The sequence below is a fragment of the Burkholderia sp. Tr-20390 genome (assembly GCF_017104595.1).
Lineage (GTDB): Bacteria > Pseudomonadota > Gammaproteobacteria > Burkholderiales > Burkholderiaceae > Burkholderia.
Genome location: NZ_JAAGPC010000005.1, coordinates 1 through 23,271 on the forward strand (window position 1 = coordinate 1; position 23,271 = coordinate 23,271).

20 protein-coding genes and 1 tRNA gene are annotated in these 23,271 nt (G+C 68.1%); 8 read left to right on the top strand and 13 right to left on the bottom strand.

Going from position 1 to position 23,271, the window contains the following annotated elements; translation table 11 throughout:
* The first annotated feature begins 27 nt into the window (after positions 1-27).
* The gene (locus tag G3N98_RS03125; RefSeq protein WP_206147198.1) at positions 28-1,020 is read left to right on the top strand and encodes a sulfonate ABC transporter substrate-binding protein; all 993 of its coding nucleotides are present in this window, start codon (positions 28-30) and stop codon (positions 1,018-1,020) included.
* Positions 1,021-1,068: 48 nt separating this feature from the next.
* Here G3N98_RS03125 and G3N98_RS03130 read toward each other — a convergent pair whose 3' ends face one another.
* Positions 1,069-1,653 carry a putative glycolipid-binding domain-containing protein gene (locus G3N98_RS03130; RefSeq protein WP_206147199.1) on the bottom strand — a complete coding sequence of 195 codons (585 nt, stop codon included), beginning with the start codon at positions 1,651-1,653 and terminating at the stop codon, positions 1,069-1,071.
* A gap of 174 nt (positions 1,654-1,827) precedes the next feature.
* On the opposite strand from G3N98_RS03130, the gene G3N98_RS03135 reads away from it, so the two are divergent.
* On the top strand, positions 1,828-2,736 hold the full coding sequence (locus G3N98_RS03135; protein ID WP_206147200.1) for a LysR family transcriptional regulator: 909 nt from the start codon (positions 1,828-1,830) through the stop codon (positions 2,734-2,736).
* Positions 2,737-2,757: 21 nt separating this feature from the next.
* Here the strand turns inward: G3N98_RS03135 and potE are convergent, their stop codons facing one another.
* The 3 genes from potE to G3N98_RS03150 all read right to left on the bottom strand — a co-directional run bounded on the left by potE (position 2,758) and on the right by G3N98_RS03150 (position 6,898).
* Complete coding sequence (gene potE / locus G3N98_RS03140; RefSeq protein ID WP_089427898.1) at positions 2,758-4,143, bottom strand: putrescine-ornithine antiporter; 1,386 nt, start codon at positions 4,141-4,143, stop codon at positions 2,758-2,760.
* Positions 4,144-4,189: 46 nt separating this feature from the next.
* Positions 4,190-6,490, bottom strand: coding sequence for an Orn/Lys/Arg decarboxylase N-terminal domain-containing protein (locus G3N98_RS03145; protein WP_206147201.1), 2,301 nt, complete (start codon positions 6,488-6,490; stop codon positions 4,190-4,192).
* Positions 6,491-6,691: 201 nt separating this feature from the next.
* Entirely contained in the window at positions 6,692-6,898 is a 207-nt protein-coding gene (locus tag G3N98_RS03150) for a hypothetical protein (protein ID WP_241025721.1), read from the bottom strand.
* A 103-nt stretch (positions 6,899-7,001) separates the two neighbouring features.
* On the opposite strand from G3N98_RS03150, the gene G3N98_RS03155 reads away from it, so the two are divergent.
* Together G3N98_RS03155 and G3N98_RS03160 are read left to right on the top strand one after the other, a co-directional pair.
* Positions 7,002-9,182 (top strand): ornithine decarboxylase, encoded by a 2,181-nt coding sequence (locus G3N98_RS03155; RefSeq protein WP_206147202.1) that lies wholly within the window; start codon positions 7,002-7,004, stop codon positions 9,180-9,182.
* Between the two features lie 222 nt (positions 9,183-9,404).
* Positions 9,405-10,580 carry an MFS transporter gene (locus G3N98_RS03160; protein ID WP_206147203.1) on the top strand — a complete coding sequence of 392 codons (1,176 nt, stop codon included), beginning with the start codon at positions 9,405-9,407 and terminating at the stop codon, positions 10,578-10,580.
* 32 nt (positions 10,581-10,612) lie between these two features.
* Here the strand turns inward: G3N98_RS03160 and G3N98_RS03165 are convergent, their stop codons facing one another.
* The 3 genes from G3N98_RS03165 to G3N98_RS03175 form a co-directional block, all read right to left on the bottom strand.
* Complete coding sequence (locus G3N98_RS03165; RefSeq protein ID WP_206147204.1) at positions 10,613-11,770, bottom strand: iron-containing alcohol dehydrogenase; 1,158 nt, start codon at positions 11,768-11,770, stop codon at positions 10,613-10,615.
* Positions 11,767-12,102, bottom strand: coding sequence for a putative quinol monooxygenase (locus tag G3N98_RS03170; protein ID WP_089427904.1), 336 nt, complete (start codon positions 12,100-12,102; stop codon positions 11,767-11,769). Before G3N98_RS03170 ends, G3N98_RS03165 begins: the two co-directional genes overlap by 4 nt.
* A gap of 195 nt (positions 12,103-12,297) precedes the next feature.
* The gene (locus G3N98_RS03175; RefSeq protein WP_206147205.1) at positions 12,298-13,014 is read right to left on the bottom strand and encodes an SDR family oxidoreductase; all 717 of its coding nucleotides are present in this window, start codon (positions 13,012-13,014) and stop codon (positions 12,298-12,300) included.
* Positions 13,015-13,147: 133 nt separating this feature from the next.
* Here G3N98_RS03175 and G3N98_RS03180 point away from each other — a divergent pair, with 133 nt between their 5' ends.
* On the top strand, positions 13,148-14,125 hold the full coding sequence (locus tag G3N98_RS03180; protein ID WP_206147243.1) for a LysR family transcriptional regulator: 978 nt from the start codon (positions 13,148-13,150) through the stop codon (positions 14,123-14,125).
* Between the two features lie 8 nt (positions 14,126-14,133).
* Here the strand turns inward: G3N98_RS03180 and G3N98_RS03185 are convergent, their stop codons facing one another.
* A complete protein-coding gene (locus G3N98_RS03185) occupies positions 14,134-14,871 on the bottom strand; it encodes an SDR family oxidoreductase (protein ID WP_206147206.1) in 738 nt (245 codons plus the stop codon).
* A 103-nt stretch (positions 14,872-14,974) separates the two neighbouring features.
* Here G3N98_RS03185 and G3N98_RS03190 point away from each other — a divergent pair, with 103 nt between their 5' ends.
* From G3N98_RS03190 to G3N98_RS03200, 3 genes are all read left to right on the top strand, one after another.
* Positions 14,975-15,931: a LysR family transcriptional regulator gene (locus G3N98_RS03190; RefSeq protein ID WP_206147207.1), complete on the top strand. Its 957-nt coding sequence runs from the start codon at positions 14,975-14,977 to the stop codon at positions 15,929-15,931.
* Between the two features lie 142 nt (positions 15,932-16,073).
* Entirely contained in the window at positions 16,074-17,462 is a 1,389-nt protein-coding gene (locus tag G3N98_RS03195; protein ID WP_206147208.1) for a nucleobase:cation symporter-2 family protein, read from the top strand.
* Between the two features lie 312 nt (positions 17,463-17,774).
* On the top strand, positions 17,775-18,200 hold the full coding sequence (locus tag G3N98_RS03200) for an NUDIX hydrolase (RefSeq protein WP_206147209.1): 426 nt from the start codon (positions 17,775-17,777) through the stop codon (positions 18,198-18,200).
* Positions 18,201-18,277: 77 nt separating this feature from the next.
* Here G3N98_RS03200 and G3N98_RS03205 read toward each other — a convergent pair whose 3' ends face one another.
* The 5 genes from G3N98_RS03205 to fdhE all read right to left on the bottom strand — a co-directional run bounded on the left by G3N98_RS03205 (position 18,278) and on the right by fdhE (position 23,188).
* Entirely contained in the window at positions 18,278-18,490 is a 213-nt protein-coding gene (locus tag G3N98_RS03205) for a hypothetical protein (RefSeq protein ID WP_175239513.1), read from the bottom strand.
* Positions 18,491-18,689: 199 nt separating this feature from the next.
* Positions 18,690-18,785 (bottom strand) — tRNA-Sec (locus G3N98_RS03210).
* A 32-nt stretch (positions 18,786-18,817) separates the two neighbouring features.
* Positions 18,818-20,743: a selenocysteine-specific translation elongation factor gene (gene selB, locus G3N98_RS03215; RefSeq protein WP_206147210.1), complete on the bottom strand. Its 1,926-nt coding sequence runs from the start codon at positions 20,741-20,743 to the stop codon at positions 18,818-18,820.
* A complete protein-coding gene (selA, locus tag G3N98_RS03220; RefSeq protein ID WP_206147211.1) occupies positions 20,740-22,179 on the bottom strand; it encodes an L-seryl-tRNA(Sec) selenium transferase in 1,440 nt (479 codons plus the stop codon). The genes selB and selA overlap by 4 nt, the downstream gene beginning before the upstream one ends.
* A gap of 73 nt (positions 22,180-22,252) precedes the next feature.
* The gene (gene fdhE, locus G3N98_RS03225) at positions 22,253-23,188 is read right to left on the bottom strand and encodes a formate dehydrogenase accessory protein FdhE (protein ID WP_206147212.1); all 936 of its coding nucleotides are present in this window, start codon (positions 23,186-23,188) and stop codon (positions 22,253-22,255) included.
* Between the last annotated feature and the right edge of the window lie 83 nt (positions 23,189-23,271).

The window sequence follows — 23,271 nt, forward strand, 5'->3', positions numbered from 1 at the left end:
CCGTGAACCCGCACGCAGGACGCCTCGATGAACGACACACCGCACGCAGACGTTGAACCGACACCGGCGAACCCGCATCGCCGCCAGTGGCTGCAAGGCGCGGCCGCCGGGCTGGCCGGGCTCGCGCTCGGCCCGCTCGCGGGCCTGCCGGCTCATGCGCAAGACAGCGGCACGCGGCTGCGCGTCGGTTTCCAGAAATACGGCAACTTCGTCGTGCTCAAGGCGCGCGGCACGCTGGAGAAACGGCTCGCGAGCCAGGGCGTCACCGTGCAGTGGCTCGAATTTCCGGCCGGCCCGCAATTGCTCGAGGGCCTGAACGCCGGCGCGATCGACGTCGGCACGGTCGGCGAAACGCCGCCGATCTTCGCCCAGGCGGGCGGCGTCGATTTCGTCTACATCGGCAACGAGCCGCCCGCGCCGCAGGGCGAGGCGATCGTCGTACTGCCCGATTCGCCGATCCGCAACGTCGCGCAGCTGCGCGGCAAGAAGGTCGCGTTCAACAAGGGTTCGAACGTCCATTACCTGCTCGTGAAGGCGCTCGAACATGCGGGGCTGACGTATGCCGACATCCAGCCGATCTACCTGACGCCCGCCGACGCACGCGCCGCGTTCGTGCAGCGCAACGTCGATGCATGGGTGATCTGGGATCCGTACCTGGCCGCCGCCGAGCGGCAGATCGGCGCGCGCGTGATCGCGAACGGCGAAGGGCTCGTGCGCAATACGCAGTACTACCTCGCCGCGCGCAAATACGCGGCGGCTCACCCGCAGGTCATACGCGCGCTGCTCGACGAAGTCGACGCGGTCGACCGCTGGGCGCGCGACCACGTGCCCGAAGTCGCGACGCAACTGTCGCCGCTCGTCGGCCTCGATGCGCCGACGCTCGAAGTCGCGCTCAAGCGCGCCGGCTACGGCGTGCAGCCGATCAGCGACGCGACGCTCGCGTATCAGCAGAACATCGCGGACGCATTCAGCGCGCTGAAGCTGATTCCGGGCAAGCTGTCGGTCGCGAGCGCACGCTGACGCGCCGGTGCCGCTGCCGCCGACGCGCGGCGCGGCGGTACGCACGAATCAACGTGCGGCGGCCGCGCCGATGCGCCGCCATTCGTCGTAGTCGGTGACGAGGCCCGCTTCGTCGACCGCGATATCGGCCGCATACGTGCCGCTTTCGTAGCGGTACACGCGCTCCGCCGTACGCGTATAGCGTTGCTCGCCGCGCACGAACGCGACATCCGGAAAACGCAGCCACGCGGTGTGGATCACCGCCGCGTCGCCGACGGCCAGCCCGAGCCGGCGGATCGGCAGCGTATTCGTCGACGGGCTGAAGCCGAGATCGAGATCGGTCGCGCCCACGAGGGCCGGGACGTCGACGCCGTCGATCGTCCATCGCCCTGCGTCACATCGGATATCCCACTGCCGCGGCGGCTGCGTGCCGTCCCACTGCGTGATGCGTGCCGAGCGCGTGAGCCAGTCGGCGTCGCATGCGATCGCGTAGTCGATGCGAAACGGCGAGCCGTCGATCGCACCCGACACCGATCCCGACAGATCGATTCCCGTTCGCGATTCGACGAGCCGGCACCATTCGGCTGCCTGCCACGTCTGCACGATCTGCCATGCGACGCAGCGCGTGCGCACCGCGTCATCCTGTTGCGTCATGTCGTCGTCTCCCGTCGATCGCACGGATGCCGATTGTCCCCCATCGCACCGGCGAACACACGCGGCTTCGCCGACCGATGGTCAGTATCGGTTCGTCGCGTACCTTCGGGCGTTCTCGCTTTGGTAACATCCGTCGATCGGCATCAACCGGAACCGGACAAGGGGCGCGACTTCATGGATTTGCTGGCGACGATGCGCATCTACGTGAGGGTCGTCGAGCGCGGCACGATGTCCGGCGCGGCGCGCGATCTGGACATGGGCCAGCCGGCCGTCAGCGAGCGCATCGAGCGGCTCGAGAAGCATCTCGGCACACGGCTGCTGTTGCGCAGTGCCCGCACCCTCACGTGCACCGAAGAAGGCCGGATCTTCTACGAACGCAGCAAGGCGCTGCTCGAAGCGGCCGACGACGCGGTCGCGTCGGTGTCGAAGACGGAGAACGCACTCGACGGCACGATCCGACTCGCGGCGCCGCAGTGCATCGGCGAGGTCGTGCTGCCGGGTGTGCTGATGCATGTCCGCAGCGCGTATCCGAACCTGCACATCGACCTGGTCCTGAACGATGACATCGTCGATCCGGTCACGGAAGGCGTCGACATCTCGATCCGCGTCGGCCAGCTCGGCGACGGCGGGTTCGTCGCGCATCCGGTCGGCGCGGTCGGCCGCCGGCTCGTTGCCGCGCCGTCGTATCTCGAGCGACACGGCCCGATCGACACGGCGGCCGATCTCGCGAACCATCCGTTCGTCCGCGTGAAAGGCGTCTTCGCCAGCGAACGGCTGCCGCTGCGGCGCGACGGCAACGCGCTCGACTACGCGCGCATCCGCACGATCATGACGACCAGCCACTGGCGCCCGATGTTCGACACGATCGTGGCTGGCGGCGGCATCGGCGTGGTCCAGCAGCCGGCCTGCGCCGACGCGCTTGCGTCCGGCACGCTCGTCGAGCTCCTGCCGCACTACGTGATTCCCGACTTCGCGCTCAACGTGCTCGTGCATGCGCAGCGGCCGCTGCCGCCGCGCGTGCGGGCCGTCGTCAGCCTGCTGAAGCAGGACCTCCCGCCGCTGCTGGCCCGCCCTGCCCGATAACGGCGGCGAGCGCCGCCCCCGTCACGCCTGCAGCGACTTCCCCGGCTCCTTCACGTGGGCATCGACTTCCATCTGGTAGAAGCGCGCGCTGACGAAGCCGAACAGCGTCCAGCCGAGGAACACGCACAGGCCGCCGAGCATCAGCGCCTGCTCGCCCGAGCTGAACAGCGCATAGAAGCTGTACGCGGTGGCCACCATCGCGATCACGTTGGTCAGCAGCGCCTTCGCCGGCGGCACCTTCGCGACCTTCTGGATCGTGATCAGCGCGGCCATCGACATCACGTACGGCACGAGGTTCGTGACGACCGCGAGATCGACGATCTTCTGGAACTGGCTGCTCAGCTCCGGGCTGATCGTCATCAGCGCCAGCGCGACCTGCGCGACCAGCAGGATCACCATCCCGACGATCGGCGTGCCGGTGCGCGTCGCACGCGCGAACACCGGCAGGAAGTAGCCGACGTCCGCCGAGCTCTTGAACACCTGCGCGACCGTGAACTGCCAGCCGAGCAGCGAGCCGATACACGCGATCACCATCAGCGCGGTGACGATCGTGCCGACCGTCGGCGTAAACATCGTCGCGAACGCGATGCCGAACGGCGCATTCGACTTCGCGAGGAGCGCGTTGGGCACGATCCCCGCGATCACGTTGGTCGACACGATGTAGAAAATCGCCGACGCGATCGTGCCACCGAGCACGGCGATCGGCACGTTGCGCTCCGGGTTTTCGACGGCGTCCGAGTTCGCGCACGCCGATTCGAGCCCGAGGAACGCCCACAGCGTCACCGCGATCGAGCTGCCGACGGCCGGGCCGAACGGCAGGTTGTTAGGATTCCATGCGGCGCCCCAGGTCGCGCCGCTGAACCAGAACCAGCCGATCAGCGACACGACGACGACCGGAATGATCACGCCCCACACCGTCACCGCGCCGATCCGGCCGGTGATGCGCGAGCCGCCGAAGTTCGCGACCGTCGTCAGCACGAGCAGGAAGATCGTCCACAGGCCGGTCTGCAGCGGCGACAGCGTCGCGTCGAACAGCACGGTGCCGTAGCCGACCGCCGTGACGCCGATCGCGACGTTCGCGATCACGAGCGACAGCCCGTACGTGTAGTTCGCCATGTAGTTGCCGGCCTTGCCGAACGCGTATTCCGCGTAGCCGCCCATCCCGCCCGGCTTGCGGCTCAGCATCCCGCAGCGCGCGAACGCATAGGCCAGCGCGAGCGAGCCGCCGGCCGTGACGATCCACGACAGCAGCGAGATCGTGCCGACCTGCGCGAGCTTCGACGGCAGCAGGATGATGCCGGAGCCCATCATGTTGACCGCCGTGAGAATGGTCAGCTGCCAGACGTTCATCCGGTTCTTCGGCGCGGCCGCGGCGGCCGCGTCGGACATGCGCGCTGTGTTTTCCATGATGTCGATCCCTCGATGTAAGGCCGTTGCACGGCCGGTCGCGCGTTCAGGCCGTCAGGCAATACACGCGGTACGTGCCGTCCTCGACCTCCACGCCGTGCGTATCGTGCGCGAAGCCCGGGAAGCGCCGGTCGTACGCTTCGAGCGCCTTCAGGTAACCGAGCACCGGGCCGTCCGCCGGCCCCGCGTTCTCGCCCGGCATCAACAGCGGAATGCCCGGCGGATACGGCACGACGCCGGTGGCGACCGTGCGTCCGGCCAGTTCCTCGAGCGTGACCTGCTCGACGCGGCCCTGCACCAGATGCTCGTAGGCGCGCACCGGGCTCATCTCCGGCTTCGGCAGGATCGAGAACGCCTCCGACATCAGCCGCGTCGTGCCGAGCTGCTCCATCGCCGCGAACATCGTGTCGGCCAGGTCCTTCAGGCCCATGCCCGCATAGCGCGCGCCATGCGCCTTCGCGAGCGACGGAATCGCCATGTCGAGCGGCAGGTTCGCGTCGTAGTCGCGCTTGAAGTCGCACAGCGCGCTGACAAGCGAGCCCCACTTGCCCTTCGTGATGCCGATCGAGAACAGGAACAGGATCGTGAAGTCGGTGGTTTTCTCGACGACGATCCCGCGCGCATCGAGGTACGCGGTCACGACGCTCGCCGGAATGCCGACCGGCATCAGCCCGCCGGCCGGCGCGACGCCCGGCGTGACGATCGACACCTTGATCGGATCGAGCATGCAGTAGCCGTCCTCGATATTGCCGAAGCCGTGCCATTGCGCGCCGGGGCGCAGCACCCAGCACGACGGGTCGCTCGCGAGCAGCTCGGGCGGCGCATCGTGGAACGGCAGCGTGCGGCCGGTGCGCGTCTCGAGCACGGTGTCGGGCTGCCAGCACTCGAAGAACCAGTCGCCCTTCGCGCCGAATTCGCTGTTCATCCGCGCGATCATCTGCCGGAACGCGACGGCCTCCTCGATCGACTCGTGCGTGAGCGCCGCGCCGCCGGGGCCGTCCATCATCGCGGCCGCGACGTCGTTCGACGCGATGATCGCGTAGTTCGGCGACGTCGACGCGTGCATCATGAATGTTTCGTTGAACTGGCCATGCGGAATCGGGTTGCGGCCGTCGCGCACGTGGATGTACGACGCCTGCGACAGCGCGGTCAGCAGCTTGTGCGTCGACTGCGTCGCGAACACCGTGGGGCGGTCCGCACGATGGTCGCGCGGGTCGCCGTGCATCGCATGGCGATCGCGGTAGATCGGGTTGAAACGCGCGTAGCCATACCACGCTTCATCGAAATGCAGCCGATCGACGCTCGCGCCGAGCAGCTCCTCGACGCGCGCGACGTTGTAGCACAGGCCGTCGTACGTCGAGTTGGTGACGATCGCGTGCTTCGGCTGGCGATCGGCCAACCCGGCCGTGAGCGGGTTCGACGTGATCGCCTCGCGGATCGCCGCCTGCGTGAGGCGCTCCGACGCGATCGGCCCGATGATCCCGTAGCGGTTGCGCGTCGGCACGAGGTAGGTCGGGATCGCGCCCGACATCGTCATCGCGTGCTCGGCCGACTTGTGGCAGTTGCGGTCGCACAGCGCGATCTGGTCGCGGCTCACGCTCGCCATCAGGATGATGCGGTTCGACGTCGACGAGCCGTTCGTCACGTGATACGTACGATGCGCGCCGAACACGCGGGCCGCGTAGCGCTCGCTTTCGCCGATCGGGCCCGAGTGGTCGAGCAGCGAGCCGAGTTCGCCGACCGAGATCGACAGGTCGGAACGGAACAGCGCTTCGCCGAAGTATTCGAAGAACGCGCGGCCGACCGGCGATTTGAGGAAGCCCGTGCCGCCCGTGTGGCCGGGCGTATGCCATGAGTATTCATAGACGCGCGAGAATTTCGCGAGCGCGCCGAACATCGGCGGCAACACGGTGGCGCGATAGCGTTCGATCGCCGCGTGGATGCGCCCGCCGATGAAGTCGGCCGTGTCCTCGAGCAGCCATACGAAATCGTCGACCTGCCCCATCACCCTGGACGGCACCGACGACGCGACGCTGCGGTCGGCCAGCAGGAAGATCGGCACGTTGGCGTTGCGATGCCGGATCGCGTCGACCACGGCCTCGGACGGCCCGTGGCCGTCCACGCCGAGATCCCAGTCGAGCAGCACGCACTGGATCGACGGATCGGAACGGATCAGCATGATCGCGTCGTCGGCCGAGGTGGCCGTGAGCACGTCGATGTCGCGCTGCACGAGCTCCGCGCTCAGCGTGCGGACCGCACGCCCGGTCGCGGTTTCCTGCGTGATCTCGTCGTCGATCAATAACGCGCGCAGGCCGAGACGACGAATGCCACCGACGGACGTATTCATGTTTTTGCCCTCGTTGTTCCGATGCTTCGTTGGGTTTAATTCGTCTCACGAGCACGCGGACAGCAGGCCACGGGCGGCGGCATGAGACGCTCGCAAATCCGGTTTGATTCGCCATCCAATTCGGAGCCGACTATGCCATAGATGCCTTTTGATGAAAAGCAGACGAATCGGCGAAACGGTCGAACGTTTTCAAATCGCCTTTCACAATCGGTTCATTTTGATGTGCATTGCAGCACGCCGATTTCCGATTATTGGATTGGTTTCGCCCACCAATCGGATTGGCGATTCCGGTCGATTGAATTCGCCGGGTTTTGTTGCTACGATCGGCTGCGCCGTGCGTTGACCGATGGCGGCTGCGCCGCGCCGCGCAAGGTGTTTTCGTGCGGCGCGCCGTTCGGCATTCAGCATTCGCGGGAGCGTTTCAATCGGCTGCAGCGCGTGTCGGATGACGCGGATTGCGCGCCCGTGCGAATGCGGCTCTCGTTTTCCGCACATTTACGGGAGAGTTCGCGTGAGCCTGTTGAAAATCGCAGTCGAGCCGGCGCTGATTGGCGCCTTCCTCACCACGCACGAACAGGTCGACGTATTCCAGACCGATTTCACGAATATCGCGGCAATCGTCGTCGGAATCGATTCGGCGCAACAGGTGCTTGAAACCGTCGAAAGAACCGGATTCGCGATTCCGTTTTTCGTCGCGGTCGAGCCCGACCAGGAAGTACCGCCGTCGATCCTGCCGAGCGCGAGCGGCGTGATCCAGCTCCGCCACGGCGGACGCCACTACTACGGCCGGCAGATCTCCGCCGCCGCCGACATCTACAGCGAGAACCTGCTGCCGCCGTTCTTCAAGGTGATGCGCGAATACGTGCAGCGCGGCTATGTCGAATTCGACTGCCCCGGCCACCAGGGCGGCCAGTTCTTCTCGAACCACCCGCTCGGCCGGATGTTCTTCGACTTCTTCGGCGAGACGATCTTTCGCGCCGACCTCTGCAACGCCGATGTCCGGCTCGGCGACCTGCTGATCCACGAAGGCCCCGCGCTGGAAGCGCAGCGCAATGCCGCGCGGATCTACAACGCGGACAAGACGTACTTCGTGCTGAACGGCACGTCGACGTCGAACAAGGTCGTCACGAGCGCGCTGCTCGCGCCCGACGATCTCGTGCTGTTCGACCGCAACAACCACAAGTCGGTGCACCTCGGCGCGCTCGTGCTGTCGGGCGCGCGGCCGGTCTACCTCGAGACCGCGCGCAACGCGTGGGGCCTCATCGGCGGCGTCGACAGCGCGGCGCTCGACGAAACCCGCATTCGCGACGCGATCCGCGACGTCGCACCGGAGCGCGCCGGCCTGCCGCGCCCGTTCCGGCTCGCGGTGATCCAGCTCGGCACCTACGACGGCACGATCTACAACGCGCGCGAGATCGTCGACCGGATCGGGCATCTGTGCGACTACATCCTGTTCGATTCGGCGTGGGTCGGCTACGAGCAGTTCATCCCGATGATGCAGGACTGCTCGCCGCTGATGCTCACGCTCGGCCCCGACGATCCCGGCATCTTCGTCACGCAGTCGGTGCACAAGCAGCAGGCCGGTTTCTCGCAGACGTCGCAGATCCACAAGAAGGACCGCCACATCGAAGGCCAGAAGCGCTTCTGCGATCACCGGCGCTTCAACAACGCGTACATGATCCATGCGTCGACGAGCCCGTTCTACCCGATGTTCGCCGCGCTCGACGTCAACGCGCAGATGCATGCGGGCCCGGCCGGCAAGCGCCTGTGGCGCGACTGCGTCGCGCATGGCGTCGATGCGCGCAAGCTGCTGCTGAAGACCTGCCGCCAGATCCGACCGTTCGTTCCCCAGACTATCGACGGCCGCCCGTGGGCCGACTACCCGACCGAACAGATCGTCGACGACCTGCGCTTCTTCCGCTTTCATCCGGCCGACACGTGGCATGGCTTCGAAGGCTATGCGGACGACCAGTATTTCGTCGACCCGTGCAAGCTGCTGCTGACGACGCCCGGCATCGATCGCGACACGCACGAATACGCGGCGTTCGGCGCGCCGGCGCCGATCCTGGCGCGCTACCTGCGCGAGCACGGCGTCGTGCCCGAGAAGGCCGACCTTTACACGATCCTGTTCCTGCTCACGCCTTCCGAAAGTTTCGGCAAGCTGCAGCATCTGGTCGCGCATCTCGCGCAGTTCGAACGCCATCTCGACCAGGACACGCCGCTGCGCGAAGCGATTCCATCGCTGTGCGAAGCGTATCCTGAGCTGTACGGCGACATGCGCCTGCGGCAGCTGTGCCAGCGGATGCACGACTTCTATCGCAGCCACGACATGAAGCATCTGCAGAAGCTGATGTTCCGGCGTGCGCAGTTCCCGAAGCAGGCGATGCTGCCGCAGGCCGCGAACGCCGAGCTGATCCGCAACAACGTCGAGCTCGTCACGCTCGATCGCATCGAAGGCCGGATCGCGACGGAAGGCGCGCTGCCCTATCCGCCCGGCATCTTCTGCGTGGTGCCCGGCGAAAGGTGGGGCGGCCCGGCGCTCGACTACTTCCGTGCGCTCGAAGCCGGGATCAACGCGCTGCCGGGTTTCGAGCCGGAAATCCAGGGCGTCTATCTGCAAACGCGGCCGGACGGCACGAAGCAGGCTTCGGCGTACGTGGTGGCGGCCGGTGCCGGCGCGTCTACCGCGTAACGGCGGCCTGGCGGGCATTCTCGGCGTTTCTACCAGGCTGCAGCACGGCACCGGCACCGGCGCGTGCGCAAGCATCCGCACTTGCGCACCGCCTGACCGTGCGGTACCGTCCTGCTTTCCGGGATAACCGAAGCCTCGCCTCGAAACCCATCCGTCGATTCGTTCCGATGCGGCCCGCCCCCTGCCCGGCGCTGCCGCGTCGCGCGTACAGGAGGGGTTCCGTTGGACGTTCGCATCTATCTGCTGGCCGCCGCCGTGTTCCTGGCCGGCGTCGCCGAAAACATCTGCGTCGGCATCCTGCCGGCCATCGCCGCCGGCCTGCACGTGTCGATCGCCGCCGCCGGCCAGCTCACCACGATCTTCTCCGCCGTCTTCGCGCTGGCCGCGCTCGTCGCGGCGGCCTGCGTCGCGCGTATCGAGCGGCGCACCGCACTGCTCGCGTCGCTCGGCGTGTTCGCGGCCGCGAACCTGTGCGCCGCGGCCAGCCCCGGCTATGCGAGCCTGTTTGCCGCACGCGTGCTGATGGCCGCGAGCTGCGCGACGCTGATCCTCGTCGCGACGCGGTTCGCGGCCGAGCTCGCGCCGGCGTCGCAACGCGGCCGCGCGATCGGCATCGTGTTCATGGGCATCAGCGCATCGCTCGTGCTCGGCGTGCCGATCGGGATGCGGATCGCCGACTGGGCCGGCTGGCGCGCGGTGTTCGTGTCGATCGCCGTGCCTGCGCTGCCGCTCGCGATCTGGCTTGGCCGGCGATTGCCGCGCATGGCGCCGTCCGCTGTCATCGCTGCCGCGGATGCAGCAGGCACGCCGTCATATCGCGCGGTGCTCGCGCGCCCGCGGCTGATGGCCGCGCAACTCGTCTCCATCGCGATGATCGGCGGACATTTCACGCTGTTCGCGTATCTCACGCCGTATCTGCAGGCCGTGCTGTCACCCGGCGCGGCCGCGCTCGAAGGGTTGTACGTCGCGTTTGGAATCGCCGGCGTGACCGGCGCATGGCTGGGCGGACTCTTCTCGGACCGGCTCGGCGCGTCGCGCGCGCTGTGGGCATGCCCGGCCATGTTTCTCGTCGCGATGGCCGTGCTGCCGGCGGCCGGCGTATCGCCGCTCGCGTTCGTGCCCGCGATGATGCTGTGGGGCGCCATCAGCTGGTCGATCTCGCCGATCGTGCAGAACTACCTGATCCACACCGAGCCGTCACTGGCCGATGCGAGCGTCGGCATCAACGTGTCGGCCATGCATGCGGGTGTCGCACTCGGCTCGGCGCTCGGCGGCGTGCTCGTCGAACGCGACGCGCTGCGCGTCACGCCGTGGGCCGGATGCGGGCTCGTGGCCGTGGCGCTCGCATGCGCATGCATCGCGGCATGGCCCGCGCGGCAGGCCGCGAGCGCATCGTGAATGCATGACGGGCGGCGCGCCCGCCTGCCGCCTCACCACGCCTGCCGGTAGATCTCCAGCGCGTCGGCCTCCGTCACCTCGCGCGGATTGTTCACGAGCAGGCGCGTCTGCAGCATCGCATCCGATGCCATCCTCGGCAGGTCGCCTTCCCCGATGCCGACCTCGCGCAGCGTGCGCGGAATGCCCGTCGCGACGATCAGCCGGTCGATCTCGGCGATCAGCGCGTGCGTGCGCGCTTCATCGCTGCCCGTCGCCGACGGCGCGACGATCGCCGCGAGTTCCGCATACAGCGGCGCGGCGGCCGGCGCGTTGAAACGCAGCACGTGCGGCAGCACGAGCGCATTCGACAGCCCGTGCGGCACATGGAAGATCCCGCCGACCGGATAGGCCAGCGCGTGCACGGCCGCGACCGGTGCATTCGCGAACGCCTGCCCCGCGAACATCGCGCCGACCAGCATCGCCTCGCGCGCGTGACGGTTCTGGCCGTCGTCGCATGCCGTGAGCAGGTTGCGCGACAGCAGCGTCAGCGCGTGCACGGCCAGCATGTCGGATATGGGGTTCTTCAGCCGCGCGGACGTGTAGGCCTCGATCGCATGCACCATCGCGTCGATGCCCGTCGCGGCCGTGGCCGCACGCGGCAGGCCGAGCGTCAGTTCGGCGTCGAGGATCGCGACGTCCGCGAACAGGTGCGGCGACACGACGCCCATCTTGCGCGCCTCGCCGACCGTGATGATCGACACGGCCGTGACTTCCGAACCGGTGCCGGACGTCGTCGGCATCTGCACGAGCGGCAGCCGCGCGCTCGTGACCTTGTCGACGCCGTACATGTCGGCCAGCGCCTGCTGCCCCGGCGCGAGCACCGCGATCAGCTTCGCAACGTCCATCGACGATCCGCCGCCCAGGCCGAGCACGATCTCGGCATCGGCCGCGACGGCCCGTTCGGTCGCTTCCAGCACCACGTGCTCCGGCGGATCGGCGATCACGTCGTCGATCACGGTGACCTGCCAGCCGTGCGCGGCGAGGCTCTCCAGCGCGGGCGCGAGCACGCCGCTGCGATGCAGGAACGCGTCGGTGACGACACATAGCCGCACGAGCGCCGGAAAGCGTTCGCGCAACAATGCACCGAGCCGGCGCGCGGCGCCGAATTCGACGACCTGCGTCGGAACGGTACGGAATTGAAACGGGTTCATCGGGCGCCTCCCGGTGGCGTCGCCGTGCCGGTGCCCGGCTGCACCATGTAGCTGGACACTTCGCGGCGATCGAGCAACGGTATGATCGCGCCGAACCCGATCCGCTGGAAATGCGGCGTTTCCCGATGCACGTCGAGGCCGTCCGCGTCGCGGTAGCGTTCGAGGATCACGATGTGGTCGGGGTCCTCCGGCGACCGGAAATACGCGTAGTCGAGATTCTTCGGCTCGGCGCGCGTCAAGGGCGCGAGCTCCGCGAGCAATGCAACCACGCGGTCGCCGTTGCCGGGCTTGGCGTGGAAATGCGCGATGACCTGCAGGTAAGGTTCGTTCATGTTGCGCTCCGGGTTCGAGGGGGGGCCGTCACGAAGGGACTCACGCAATGCGCGGCGAACCGGAAGGATTCGAACGCGACGTGTCACTGGCGGGTCGTCGCATTGTATTGAATCGGCGCGGCCTTCGCAGCGACGCCACCGCGCCACGAACAACAGGGCCGATCGCCATTGGCCTCTACTCGTGCGACGCGCCGACTACCACGGCACCGTCCGCCCCAGATAGTCGAGATACTCGAGCCCCGGGCGCCCACGCTTTGCGACCAGCACGTCGACGAGACTCGGCACGCTTTCCTCGATCGTCAGGCGCGCATCCGGCCCACCGAGTTCCGTGCGGACCCAGCCGGGCGCCATCAGCACCATCGCACGCCGCGTATCGGCCTGGCGCACCGCGAAGCTGCGCATGAACTGGTTCAGCGCGGCCTTGCTGCCGCGATAGACCTCGCGCATCCCGCTGACGTTGTTCGCGACGCTGCCCTGCCCCGACGACATCGCACCGATCAGGCCATCGTCGGTCACGAGATCCTGCAGCGTCTCGATCACGCGCATCGGCGCCAGTGCATTCGTGATCATCACGCGCACGAACTCGTCGGTCGTCACTTCGCCGATCGTTTCGGTGGGCTCGTTCGTCGTGCCCGCATTCACGAACAGCATGTCGAAGCGCCGGCCCGACAGCCGCTCGCGCAGCGCGGCCAATTGCACCGGTTCGCAGATGTCGAGCGTCTCGATGTCGAGCCGGCCGTCGAACCGGTCGGCGAGGTCGTGCAGCTTCGTGCGTCCCGATCCTGCGCGCACGGTGCCCGTTACGTGCCAGCCTTTGTCCAGGAACGCCTCCGCCATCGCGAGCCCGAGGCCGCGCGAGGCCGCGACGAGCAGGAGCGCCGGGACGTTTCGGTTCGATTCAGTGGATTGCATGGTTTCCGCCTTTGCCGGGTTTCGTCATGCAGCCACTATAGGTGCGCATCACGAAAGGCGCCAGACGCACCAGATTCAACTTATAGTTGCATCAAACGCCATGGCTAATCGCACGGAAGCGTATCCTGTCGCCATGGAAGACATCGACCTGAATCTCGTCACCGCGCTCGACGTGCTGCTGTCGGAAGGCAGCGTGACCGGCGCCGCGCGCCGGCTTGGCCTGAGCACGTCCGCGATGAGCCGCACGCTCACGCGGCTGCGAATGTCCACCGGCGATCCGTTGCTCGTGCGCGCCGGGCGCAAGCTCGTGCCGACACCGCACGCCGCCGCGTTGCGCGACCGCGTGCATGCGATCGCCAGCGATGCACGCGCGGTGCTGCGGCCGGCGACGGCCGACGTGGACATGGCGACGCACACATCCACGTTCACCCTCCGCGCGGCCGCCTCGTTCATGGAAATGCTGTCCGGCCCGGTGGTCGCCGCACTCGGCGAAATCGCGCCGCAGGTGCGCATCCGCTTCGTCCCGAAGCCCGACCGCGATCCGCAAGCGTTGCGCGACGGCACCGTCGACCTGGAAATCGGCAAACGCGGCGACGATGCCCCCGAGTTGCACACCCGCATGCTGTTTCACGACTGGCACGTCGCCGTGGCGCGCGCCGGGCACCCGCTGTTCGCATCGGGCAGGATCACGCCCGCGCGCTATGCGGCCTGCCGTCACGTGATCGCGTCGCAGCTGGGCGATTTCGGCGGTCCGGCTGACGACTCGACCGACAAGGCCGGCCCGAGCCACGCCGTGCACGTCGTCGTACCGGGCTACCCCGATGCGATGCGGGTCGCGGCCAGCACCGACCTGATCGCGCTCGTGCCGCGCTCGAGCCTCGGCAACGCGTTCTCGCCGGGGCTCACGGAGGCCCTCGGGCTGCGCAGCTTCGAGATCCCGGTGCGCCTGCCCGAGATACTCGTGTCCGCGCTGTGGCATCCGCGCATGCACGGCGACCCCGTGCACCGTCGCCTGCGCGATGCGGTCATCGCCGTCTGCCAGCGCGCGTATCCAGACGGCCGCGCGCCGCGCCCGCCGGCACGTCGCACCGGCACGCGCGCGGCAGGCTGACGTGCGGCTCAGACCAGCCGCCCGCCGCCGTCGATGTGCAGGATCTCGCCATTCATGAAGCCGTTGCCCAGCAGGAACGCGATCGCTTCCCCCACTTCATCGGCGCGCCCGACGCGGCCGCCCGGCAATGCCGCCGCCGCGCCCGCGAGGATCGCATCGCGCGCTTCCGGGCCGAACGCGTCGTAAAGCGGCGTCTCGACGAAGCCGGGCGCGACGACGTTCACACGAATCGGCTTCAGCTCCAGCGCGAGCGACTGCGCCAGCGCCTCGACCCCGCGCACGGCGGCGGCAATGACCGACGTGCCCTGCGCGGCCGGACGATCCGACAGTTGCCCGCCGGTCAGCACGATCGAGCCGGTCGCGGGCATCAGCGGCAACGCAGCGCGGATCGCGTAGACCGGCCCGGCGATACGCTCCTGCCACGCGGCGAGCAGGAGATCGGGATCGGTCTCGTGCAGCTTGCCGGCAATGAACCGGCCGGCCGTGACGACCAGGTGATCGACGCGCGTGATCGTGTCGAATACGGCCTGCACGGCATGGCGGTCCGCGATGTCGGCCACCGCGACGCGCGCGCCGCCGATCGCCTGTGCGGCGGATTCGAGTTTCGCGCGGGTCCGGCCGACCAGCGTGACACTGGCGCCTTTTGCCTTCGCGGCGGCCGCGGCCTCGAGGCCGATTCCGGAACTCCCGCCGAATAACACGACGTGCGCACCGTCCAGTGCCGAAGATTGCGTTGCCTCGTTCATGTCGACGCCTCATCAGGGATTGAAGGTTCGCGAACGTTAGGTCATTCTCCATTGCGCAGGAATATGGGAGACTTGAATAAAGGTCATGCCATAAAGGAATGAGATGGATTCGCTGCGATCCATGCGCGTGTTCGTCCGCGCGATCGAGCTCGGCAATTTCTCGGCGGTCGCGCGGGAGGAAGGCACCGGCCAGCCGACGATCAGCAAGATCGTCGCCGCATTCGAGAAGGAACTGGGCGTTCGCCTGCTCGAACGCTCGACCACGAGCCTCGCGCCTACCGACGAAGGCCGCCGGTTCTACGATCGCTGCAAGCGCGTGATCGACGAATACGCGAGCGCGGTGGCCGAGGTGCGCGGGCAAACGGTGCGGCCGGTCGGCAAGCTGGTCGTCAACGCGCCGCTGGGGCTGGGCGAGCTGAGACTGAACGCGCTCGTGCTCGAATTCCTCGCCGCGTGGCCGGAGATCGAGGTCGAGCTCCAGTTGACCGACCGCGTGATCGACCTCGTCGAAGAAGGCGTCGACGTCGCCATTCGCCTCGGCCAGCTGCTGCCGCCGGATGCCGTGGCGCGCCATATCGCGTCGTCGCCGCGCCTGCTGGTCGCCACGCCGGCGTACGTGGCGCGGGCGCCGAAGCTCCGCCGGCCGGACGACCTCGCGAAGCACGAGTATGTCGGCTACGCGCGCGCGGACATCGGCAACGAACTGGCCTTCGCGCGCGGCAGCGAGCAAGTCGTCGTTCCGGTGCGCGGCCGGTATCGCGTGAACAGCTCGATGGCGCTGCGGGAATGCTTTCTTGCCGGAAACGCGGTGGGCAGCGGGCCCGCGTGGCTCGTTCAGGACCTGATCGACAGCGGTCGCCTCGTCCGGTTGCTGCCGAAGTGGGACATGGTGCCGCCGCATGCGCTGCACCTCGTCTATGCGTCGCGCCGGTATCTGCCGCTGCGAACCCGCACGTTCCTGCAGTTCATGGAGCAGCGGATTCCCGAGCTGCCCGGGTTCCATGCGACCACCGCCCCGACCCGTACCCCGACCGCGCCCGCACCGCGGCGGGCCCGCTAATCGACGCTCGCCGCGGCCACGGCCGGCCCGGGCGTCGATCCGCCACCGTTTTCCCGATCCGCCGAATCCCCGCTATTGCAGCGGCGCCGGCGGGCCGTTCGGCTAAAATGCCGCACTTTCCACCTTGTCCGGCCCGCTCGCCATGCAACCCGCCTCCCCCGCCCAACCCGCCGCCCATGGCGCCGACGCCGCAGATTCGGCCCGCGACCTCGTCTACGGCCCGAACGACCGGCCGGCGCCGATGGTCGCCTTCGTCGCCGCGCTGCAGCACCTGCTGGCGATCATCGTGCCGATCGTCACGCCCGGCCTGCTGATCTGCCAGGCGCTCGGCGTGTCCAGCCGCGATACGACCCTGATCGTGTCGATGTCGCTGGTGATTTCCGGGATCGCCACCTTCGTCCAGTGCAAGCGCTTCGGCCCGCTGGGCGCCGGCCTGCTGATCGTCCAGGGCACGAGCTTCAACTTCGTCGGCCCGCTGATCGCCGGCGGCAGCCTGATGGTCAAGCAAGGCACGCCGGTCGAGACCGTGATGGCCGCGATCTTCGGCGTCGTGATTGCCGGGTCGTTCGTCGAGATGGGCGTGTCGCGCATCCTGCCGTTCGTGAAGCGCCTGATCACGCCGCTCGTCACCGGCATCGTCGTGCTGCTGATCGGCCTCACGCTGATCAAGGTCGGCCTGATCAGCATGGGCGGCGGCTTTGGCGCAATGGCCAATGGCACCTTCGCGAGCGCGGAGAACCTGACGCTGTCCGGCCTCGTGCTCGGCACGATCATCCTGCTGAACCGCGTGCCGATCGTGTGGGTGCGCAGCACCGCGCTCGTCATCGCACTCGTGATCGGCTATCTCGCGGCCGCGTTCCTCGGCCGCCTCGATTTCACCGGTATGCACCAGGCCGCGCTGTTCCAGGTCCCGACGCCGCTGCACTTCGGCATCGGCTTCTCGTGGGCGCTGTTCGTGCCGATGCTGATCATCTACCTCGTCACGTCGCTCGAAGCGATCGGCGACGTCACGGCCACAAGCAAGATCTCGAACGAGCCGGTCGAAGGCCCGGTGTGGATGCAACGGATCAAGGGCGGCGTGCTCGTGAACGGCGCGAACTCGCTGCTGGCCGGCGTGTTCAACACGTTCCCGAGCTCGGTGTTCGCGCAGAACAACGGCGTGATCCAGATCACCGGCGTCGCCAGCCGCTACGTCGGCATCTGGATCGCGGGGATGCTCGTGGTGCTCGGCCTGTTCCCGGTCGTCGCCGGCGTGCTGCAGGCCGTGCCGGAGCCCGTGCTCGGCGGCGCGGCGATGGTGATGTTCGGCGCGGTGGCCGCATCGGGCATCAACATCCTCGCCGGCGTCCATCTCGATCGTCGCGCACTGCTGATCATCGCGGTGTCGCTCGCGCTCGGCCTCGGCGTGTCGCAAGTGCCGGACATCCTCAACAGCCTGCCGCACGCGCTGAAGAACGTGCTGGAATCGGGCGTGGCAACGGGCGGCATCTGCGCGCTCGTGATGAACTGGTTCCTGCCGGAAAAGAAGTAACGGCGCGACGCCTGACCGGCGCCCCCGCAAGCCGCGCTCCCGGTGCATCGGGATGCGCGGCTTTTTTCATGGCGGACGAGTGTGTCCCGCATCGAGGGATAACGTCGCCCGATTCGAAGCGAAGGGCGAGCCCATCGCGCACTTCATGCCATCGTCCCGCCCCCTGGGCGCGGACGCCGGGCGCCAGCCGGGCACGGATTCGAATCTGCGAAACGCAGCGGCGGCCTGGCCGGGGACGCGACGGTGACGATCGATCGTCAAACCAAGTCAGACCTGCTTTGCCGATCGATCCGCGATGGTTAGAATTGCTTCATGCCTCAAACCCCCGCCCCCACCAACGCCCCCGAAGCGAGCACCGTCCCGGTCAAGGAACGTGCGACCGTCGTCTGCTACCGCGGCGAGCAAGTCTTGCTCGTTGCCCGTGCGGCGTCGCGCTGGGCCCTTCCCGGCGGCACGATCAAGCGCGGGGAAACGCCGCTCGAAGCCGCACATCGCGAGTTATCCGAAGAAACCGGCATGACCGGCCAGCATCTCGTCTACTCGATGCAGTTCACCGGCCTCGCCAAGATCCATCACGTGTTCTTCGCGGAAGTCGGCCCGGACCAGACGCCGCAAGCGAACAACGAGATCGAGAAATGCAAGTGGTTTCCGATCGACAGCGTCGACGGGTTGCGCGCCAGCATTCCGACGAAGCGCATCGTCGAACTCGTTTATCAACACGAAATCAGCAAGACATAGCCCGCGACGGACGTGCGTATACGCGAGCCGGCAAACCGGCCCGGATCATCCTGTGTGAATCAGCAGCGCATGAGCGCTCAGTGCGGACGCCTTCTTCGCAACTCGTGTGTCGCATAGACGACCAGGAAGATGCCGAGCATCGCAATACCGGACGCCATGAAGTCGTTCGCGCTTCCCGAGCTTTGCAGGGACGTCGGGAAAATGCCGAGACTCAATCCTGCAACAGCAAGAAGCAGTCCTGCAGCCACGCCCCAGATCGGTCCGGCGGTCTTGTCGATTTTATTTTTCATACAGCACCCGTCTACAGTCATTACCTGAACGGTATCGGCAAGGGACGCCGCGTCTACCTTCAGTGATTCGACTATAGCCCGAAAAAAAATCGCAAACTTTTAGTGCTTTTCCCGATCAAGTTTTGGCGATTGCAATCGCCGGTGCTGTCGTGCAATTGCACGTTGATTGAAGCGTGTCGGGTCGACAAGAAAATCGGGGTGGCGGAAGGCAGCAGGAGTCGAACCTACCCGGGAGTGTCTGACACCCCCAACTGGATTTGAAGTCCAGCCGTACCACCGGATACGAATGCCTTCCGTGGGGAAAAGAACCCAAAGAACAACGAGCGCCTACGCCTGAATACCCGCCCAACCGCTGTCAGGCCGCAGGAGGTGAAGATCGCGGTGGAAGCGAGTATACCCAACCCGGTCGAAGAACTCGAGAATCTGGATCGCGCGCTTGCGGCCGAGCCCCGTCGCATCGCGGAACGTCGCGGCATCGAGCCCGCCGGCGCGCGACGGCGCGAGATGCGCGACCAGTTCCGCCAGCTCGCGCACGACACCCGCGTGATAGAACAGGTCGCGCACGACCTGGTGCACGTCGCCGCGCCGCGCGAGCTTGCGCAGCAACGCGCGCACCGCGTCCTCGGCCGCGCCCGTGTCACGGGCCAGGTCGCGCACCCACGGCGGATCGAAGCGCCCCGCATGAATCAGCGGCAACAGTTGCTGCGCCAGCGCCTCCTCGCGCGGCTCGAGGCTCACCGAATGCGACGGCAGATGCAGCCACGGCCCGCTTCGCGCGACTTCGCCGCCGGCCACCAGCGCATCGACGAGCGCGCGCCACAGCGCATCGCCGGCGAGCGGCGCGGCCATCCGCCGCAACCGCGCGGCGTCGAGCCCCTGCTCGTCGGGCATGCGCTCGTGATACGCGCGCAGCGTATCGATCGCCCGCGTCTGCAGTGCGCGCCAGTGCGCCCGGGCAATCACCGCGCCGTCGTTCGACGCGGCGTCGCGCTGCCCGATCGCCAGCGCGTCTTCCGGCAGCGCCAGCGCATTCGGCGCGAAACCCGTCAGGTGCGTGAGCATCGCGCGCGGGATGCCGAGCGGCGCCTGCGCGAGCAGCGCATCGAGGCGGCCCGCATCGAGCCATTCGGCCAGCGCGTCGAGCCATGCGCGGCGCGCAGGCGTACGACGCTTGCGCGCCGGCCCGAACGGATCGAGCACGCGGCCGCCGCCGACCGTGCGCGTCGCCTGCGGATTGCGGACGATGAACCGGTCGCCCGGCAGCGCAAACACCGGCTCGTCGAATACGAGTTGCACGCGCATCCGCTGGCCGGCCGCGAGCGTATCGCCGTCGAGCAGCGCGACATGCGCGACGCGATGCAACGTGCCGAGATGCACGTGCAGCGGCGCCCAGTGCGTCAGCGTGAGCCCCGCATCCGCGAGCAGCGTCAGCTCGACGTCGAGACGCGGCGACGTCGCGACGAGCCGCGCATCGGCGACGGTGTCGCCTCGCTCGACATCGGCCTTGTCGACCCCGGCCAGATTCAGCGCGCAACGCTCGCCCGCCCGGCCGGCCTCGACCGGCCGGTTCTGCGCGTGGATGCTGCGCACGCGCGCCGCGCCGCCCGTGCGCACGATCGCGAGCGTGTCGCCGGTCGCGACGCGGCCCGCGAACGCGGTGCCCGTCACGACGGTACCCTGCCCCGCGAGCGTGAACACGCGATCGACCGCGAGCCGGAACAGCCCGTCGTCGCGGCGGGCGCGCCACGCGATCGCCGCGTCCGCCAGGTAACGCTTCAACGCGGCGACGCCCGGATCGTCCGCAGCCGTCGCGCGCGTTTCGAAAATCGGCACGCCGGCCAGCGTCGAGTCGTTCAGCCACGTGGCGATCTCGTCACGCACTTCGGCCACGCGTGCGGCATCGACGCGATCGCACTTCGTCAGCGCGACGGCGCCATGCGTGACGCCGAGCAGCTGCAGGATCGCGAGATGCTCGCGCGTCTGCGGCATCACGCCGTCGTCGGCGGCAATCACGAGCAGCGCGAAGTCGATCCCGCATGCGCCGGCCGCCATCGTATGAATCAGCTTCTCGTGGCCCGGCACGTCGATCAGGCCGAGCACGTCGCCGTTGTCGAGCGGCGTATACGCGTAACCGAGCTCGATCGAGATGCCGCGCGCCTTCTCTTCCTTCAGGCGATCGGTATCGACGCCCGTCAGCGCGCGCACCAGCGTCGTCTTGCCGTGGTCGATGTGCCCCGCGGTACCGACGATCATGCAGCAGGCCCCGCGAGCGGCACGCATTGCGCGACGAACACCGCCTCGTCGGCGGCTTCGAGGCAGCGCAGGTCGAGCCGCAGTGCATTGTCGGCGACGCGGCCGATCACCGGGCGCGGCCATTCGCGCAGCCGTTTCTCGAGCTGCGCCAGTGCACGGCCGCCGCGCTTGCCGTCCGCCGTGCGCACGACGAGCCCGGCGCTCGGCAACTGGTCGACCGGCAGCGCACCGCTGCCGATCTGGCTGAACATCGGCTCGACCGTCACGTCGAAACCGCTGCCGAGCGCGGCCTGCAGCGCCGGACGCACGCGCTCGGCGGCCTCGGCGATCTCGCGCTGCGGGCGCGTCAGCAGCCGCAGCGTCGTGAGCCGGTCACGCAGGAACTCGGGCGACTGGTAGAGGCGCAGCACCGGCTCGAGCGCCGCGAGCGTCAGCTTGCCGACGCGCAGCGCGCGCTTGAGCGGATGTTTCTTGATCTTCGCGATCAGCGCGCGATCGCCGACGATCAGGCCGGCCTGCGGCCCGCCGAGCAGCTTGTCGCCACTGAACGTGACAACGTTTGCGCCGGCGGCGACGGTTTCCTGCACGGTCGTCTCGTGCGGCAGGCCCCATTGCGACAGGTCGGCGAGCGTGCCGCTGCCGAGATCGACGGCCACCGGCAGCCCGTGCTCGCGCGCGAGCGGCGCGAGTTCGGCGAGCGTCGCCTCCTTCGTGAAGCCGCTGATCGCGTAGTTGCTGCAGTGCACCTTCATCAGCAGCGCGGTGCGCGGGCCGATGGCTTCCGCGTAGTCGCGCAGATGGGTGCGGTTGGTGGTGCCGACCTCGCGCAGCCTGGCGCCCGCGCGGCTCATGATGTCGGGAATCCGGAATGCGCCGCCGATCTCGACCAGCTCGCCGCGCGACACGACGACTTCCCGCTTCGTCGCCAGCGCCGACAGCGCCAGCAGCACGGCCGCCGCGTTGTTGTTGACGACGGTCGCGGCTTCCGCGCCCGTCAGTTCGCACAGCAGATCGTCGATCAGGTCGTCGCGATCGCCGCGGCGGCCCGTGGCGAGATCGAATTCGAGGTTGACCGGCCGCGTCAGCACGTCGACCACCGCGCGCACCGCGTCGTCGGGCAACAGCGCGCGCCCGAGGTTCGTGTGCAGCACGGTGCCGGTCAGGTTGAACACGGCGCGCACCGCGCCCGCGCTCTGCGCGGCCAGCGTGCGCGCGACGGCCGCGGCGATGCGCGGCTCGTCGAGCGGCTCGGCCCCCGCCGGATCGTGCTGCGCGGCGGTACGCCAGCGCTCGAGCTCGGCGCGCACCGCGCCCAGCACGCGCGTGCGGCCATAGTCCGCGATGAGCGGTTGCAGCGGTGCCGACGACAGCACGCGCTCGACGGACGGCACGCGCGCCAGCACGGCATTCAGTTCATTCACACCCGGTTCGGTCACGTAGTGGTGGCTCCAGTCTCATGCTTCGCAGTGGGCCGGCGCCGGCGCTCGCGCGCTGGCCCGGCCCCTGCCGTCAATCCGCTTCCCGCGAAACATCCGGCCACAGCAGCGGGTTCGGTGAACTGCGCTGGTAGCCGGCTTCGTTCATCAGCAGGTCGAGCGTGAGACTCGCGAGATCGTCCGCCAGCGGCTCGAACTCGTAGTCCTTGTCCTGATAGCCGATCTTGCGATAGGTCTTGCACTCGTCGCACGATTCGGCCTTGACGGCTTCGCTGCCGCCCTCGATCCCGTGATATGCGATGCCTTTCGTCGAATCGCAGTGCGAGCACTTCGTGCGCACCATGTGCCACTCGGTCGTGCACAGCCCGCATTGCAGGAAACGGTAGCCCTGGTACTGGCCGCCGACCCGCACGACGCTCGCGACCGGATGCGTGCCGCACACGGGGCACAGCCCCGGCTGGTCGAGATACGGGACGTCGGCCGGCGGAACGCGGCTGGCGAGATCCGTCCAGACGACCTGCAGCGCGGCCATCAGGAACGGCGCGGTAGCCGGGTCGACTTCGGCGAAACGCAGCGCGAGGATCGCGTCGGCTTGCGCGTCGAGTTCGGCGGGCGCCATCAGGCGCAGCCGGTCGAGCAGCTTCGCGAGCTGCGGATTGACGAGCCCGGCGCCTTCGACGCGGTCGAGCAGTTCGTACAGCACGGCGCGCCAGCGCGGATCGCGCTCGCCGTCGAGCGCCGGCACGAGCGGCATCGAATGCTCCTGCGCACGCGCGATCGCTTCCTTCGACGGCAGCGGCAGTTCGAGCGTTTGCAGCGTCGCGTGCTGCGCATCGGCGACGGTGGCCATCAGCCGCAGGTAGCCGCTGATCGGGTTCAGGTCGGCCAGCTTGCGCAGCCGCGCGGCGCGCGCCGAGAACGCGGTGGCGCGCTCCGGCAGGCGAAAGCGCGGGATGGCCGAATGATCGAGGGTCGAGATCTCGGTCGGTTCGAGGATGCGTTGTGTCACAAAAATATCTTCCAAAAAAACAAGCGCCGACGCATCGGCGCTTTCGGGCAGTTCCGGCGAAGGAGCGGAGCAGCCCGCCGCGA

Excerpts from the sequence above, each read along its gene's own strand:
- G3N98_RS03125 (WP_206147198.1), top strand. The coding sequence starts at position 28 with ATGAACGACACACCGCACGCAGACGTTGAACCGACACCGGCGAACCCG.
- G3N98_RS03130 (WP_206147199.1), bottom strand. The coding sequence starts at position 1,653 with ATGACGCAACAGGATGACGCGGTGCGCACGCGCTGCGTCGCATGGCAG.
- G3N98_RS03135 (WP_206147200.1), top strand. The coding sequence starts at position 1,828 with ATGGATTTGCTGGCGACGATGCGCATCTACGTGAGGGTCGTCGAGCGC.
- potE (WP_089427898.1), bottom strand. The coding sequence starts at position 4,143 with ATGGAAAACACAGCGCGCATGTCCGACGCGGCCGCCGCGGCCGCGCCG.
- G3N98_RS03145 (WP_206147201.1), bottom strand. The coding sequence starts at position 6,490 with ATGAATACGTCCGTCGGTGGCATTCGTCGTCTCGGCCTGCGCGCGTTA.
- G3N98_RS03150 (WP_241025721.1), bottom strand. The coding sequence starts at position 6,898 with ATGCTGAATGCCGAACGGCGCGCCGCACGAAAACACCTTGCGCGGCGC.
- G3N98_RS03165 (WP_206147204.1), bottom strand. The coding sequence starts at position 11,770 with ATGAACCCGTTTCAATTCCGTACCGTTCCGACGCAGGTCGTCGAATTC.
- G3N98_RS03170 (WP_089427904.1), bottom strand. The coding sequence starts at position 12,102 with ATGAACGAACCTTACCTGCAGGTCATCGCGCATTTCCACGCCAAGCCC.
- G3N98_RS03175 (WP_206147205.1), bottom strand. The coding sequence starts at position 13,014 with ATGCAATCCACTGAATCGAACCGAAACGTCCCGGCGCTCCTGCTCGTC.
- G3N98_RS03180 (WP_206147243.1), top strand. The coding sequence starts at position 13,148 with ATGGAAGACATCGACCTGAATCTCGTCACCGCGCTCGACGTGCTGCTG.
- G3N98_RS03185 (WP_206147206.1), bottom strand. The coding sequence starts at position 14,871 with ATGAACGAGGCAACGCAATCTTCGGCACTGGACGGTGCGCACGTCGTG.
- G3N98_RS03190 (WP_206147207.1), top strand. The coding sequence starts at position 14,975 with ATGGATTCGCTGCGATCCATGCGCGTGTTCGTCCGCGCGATCGAGCTC.
- G3N98_RS03195 (WP_206147208.1), top strand. The coding sequence starts at position 16,074 with ATGCAACCCGCCTCCCCCGCCCAACCCGCCGCCCATGGCGCCGACGCC.
- G3N98_RS03200 (WP_206147209.1), top strand. The coding sequence starts at position 17,775 with ATGCCTCAAACCCCCGCCCCCACCAACGCCCCCGAAGCGAGCACCGTC.
- G3N98_RS03205 (WP_175239513.1), bottom strand. The coding sequence starts at position 18,490 with ATGAAAAATAAAATCGACAAGACCGCCGGACCGATCTGGGGCGTGGCT.
- selB (WP_206147210.1), bottom strand. The coding sequence starts at position 20,743 with ATGATCGTCGGTACCGCGGGGCACATCGACCACGGCAAGACGACGCTG.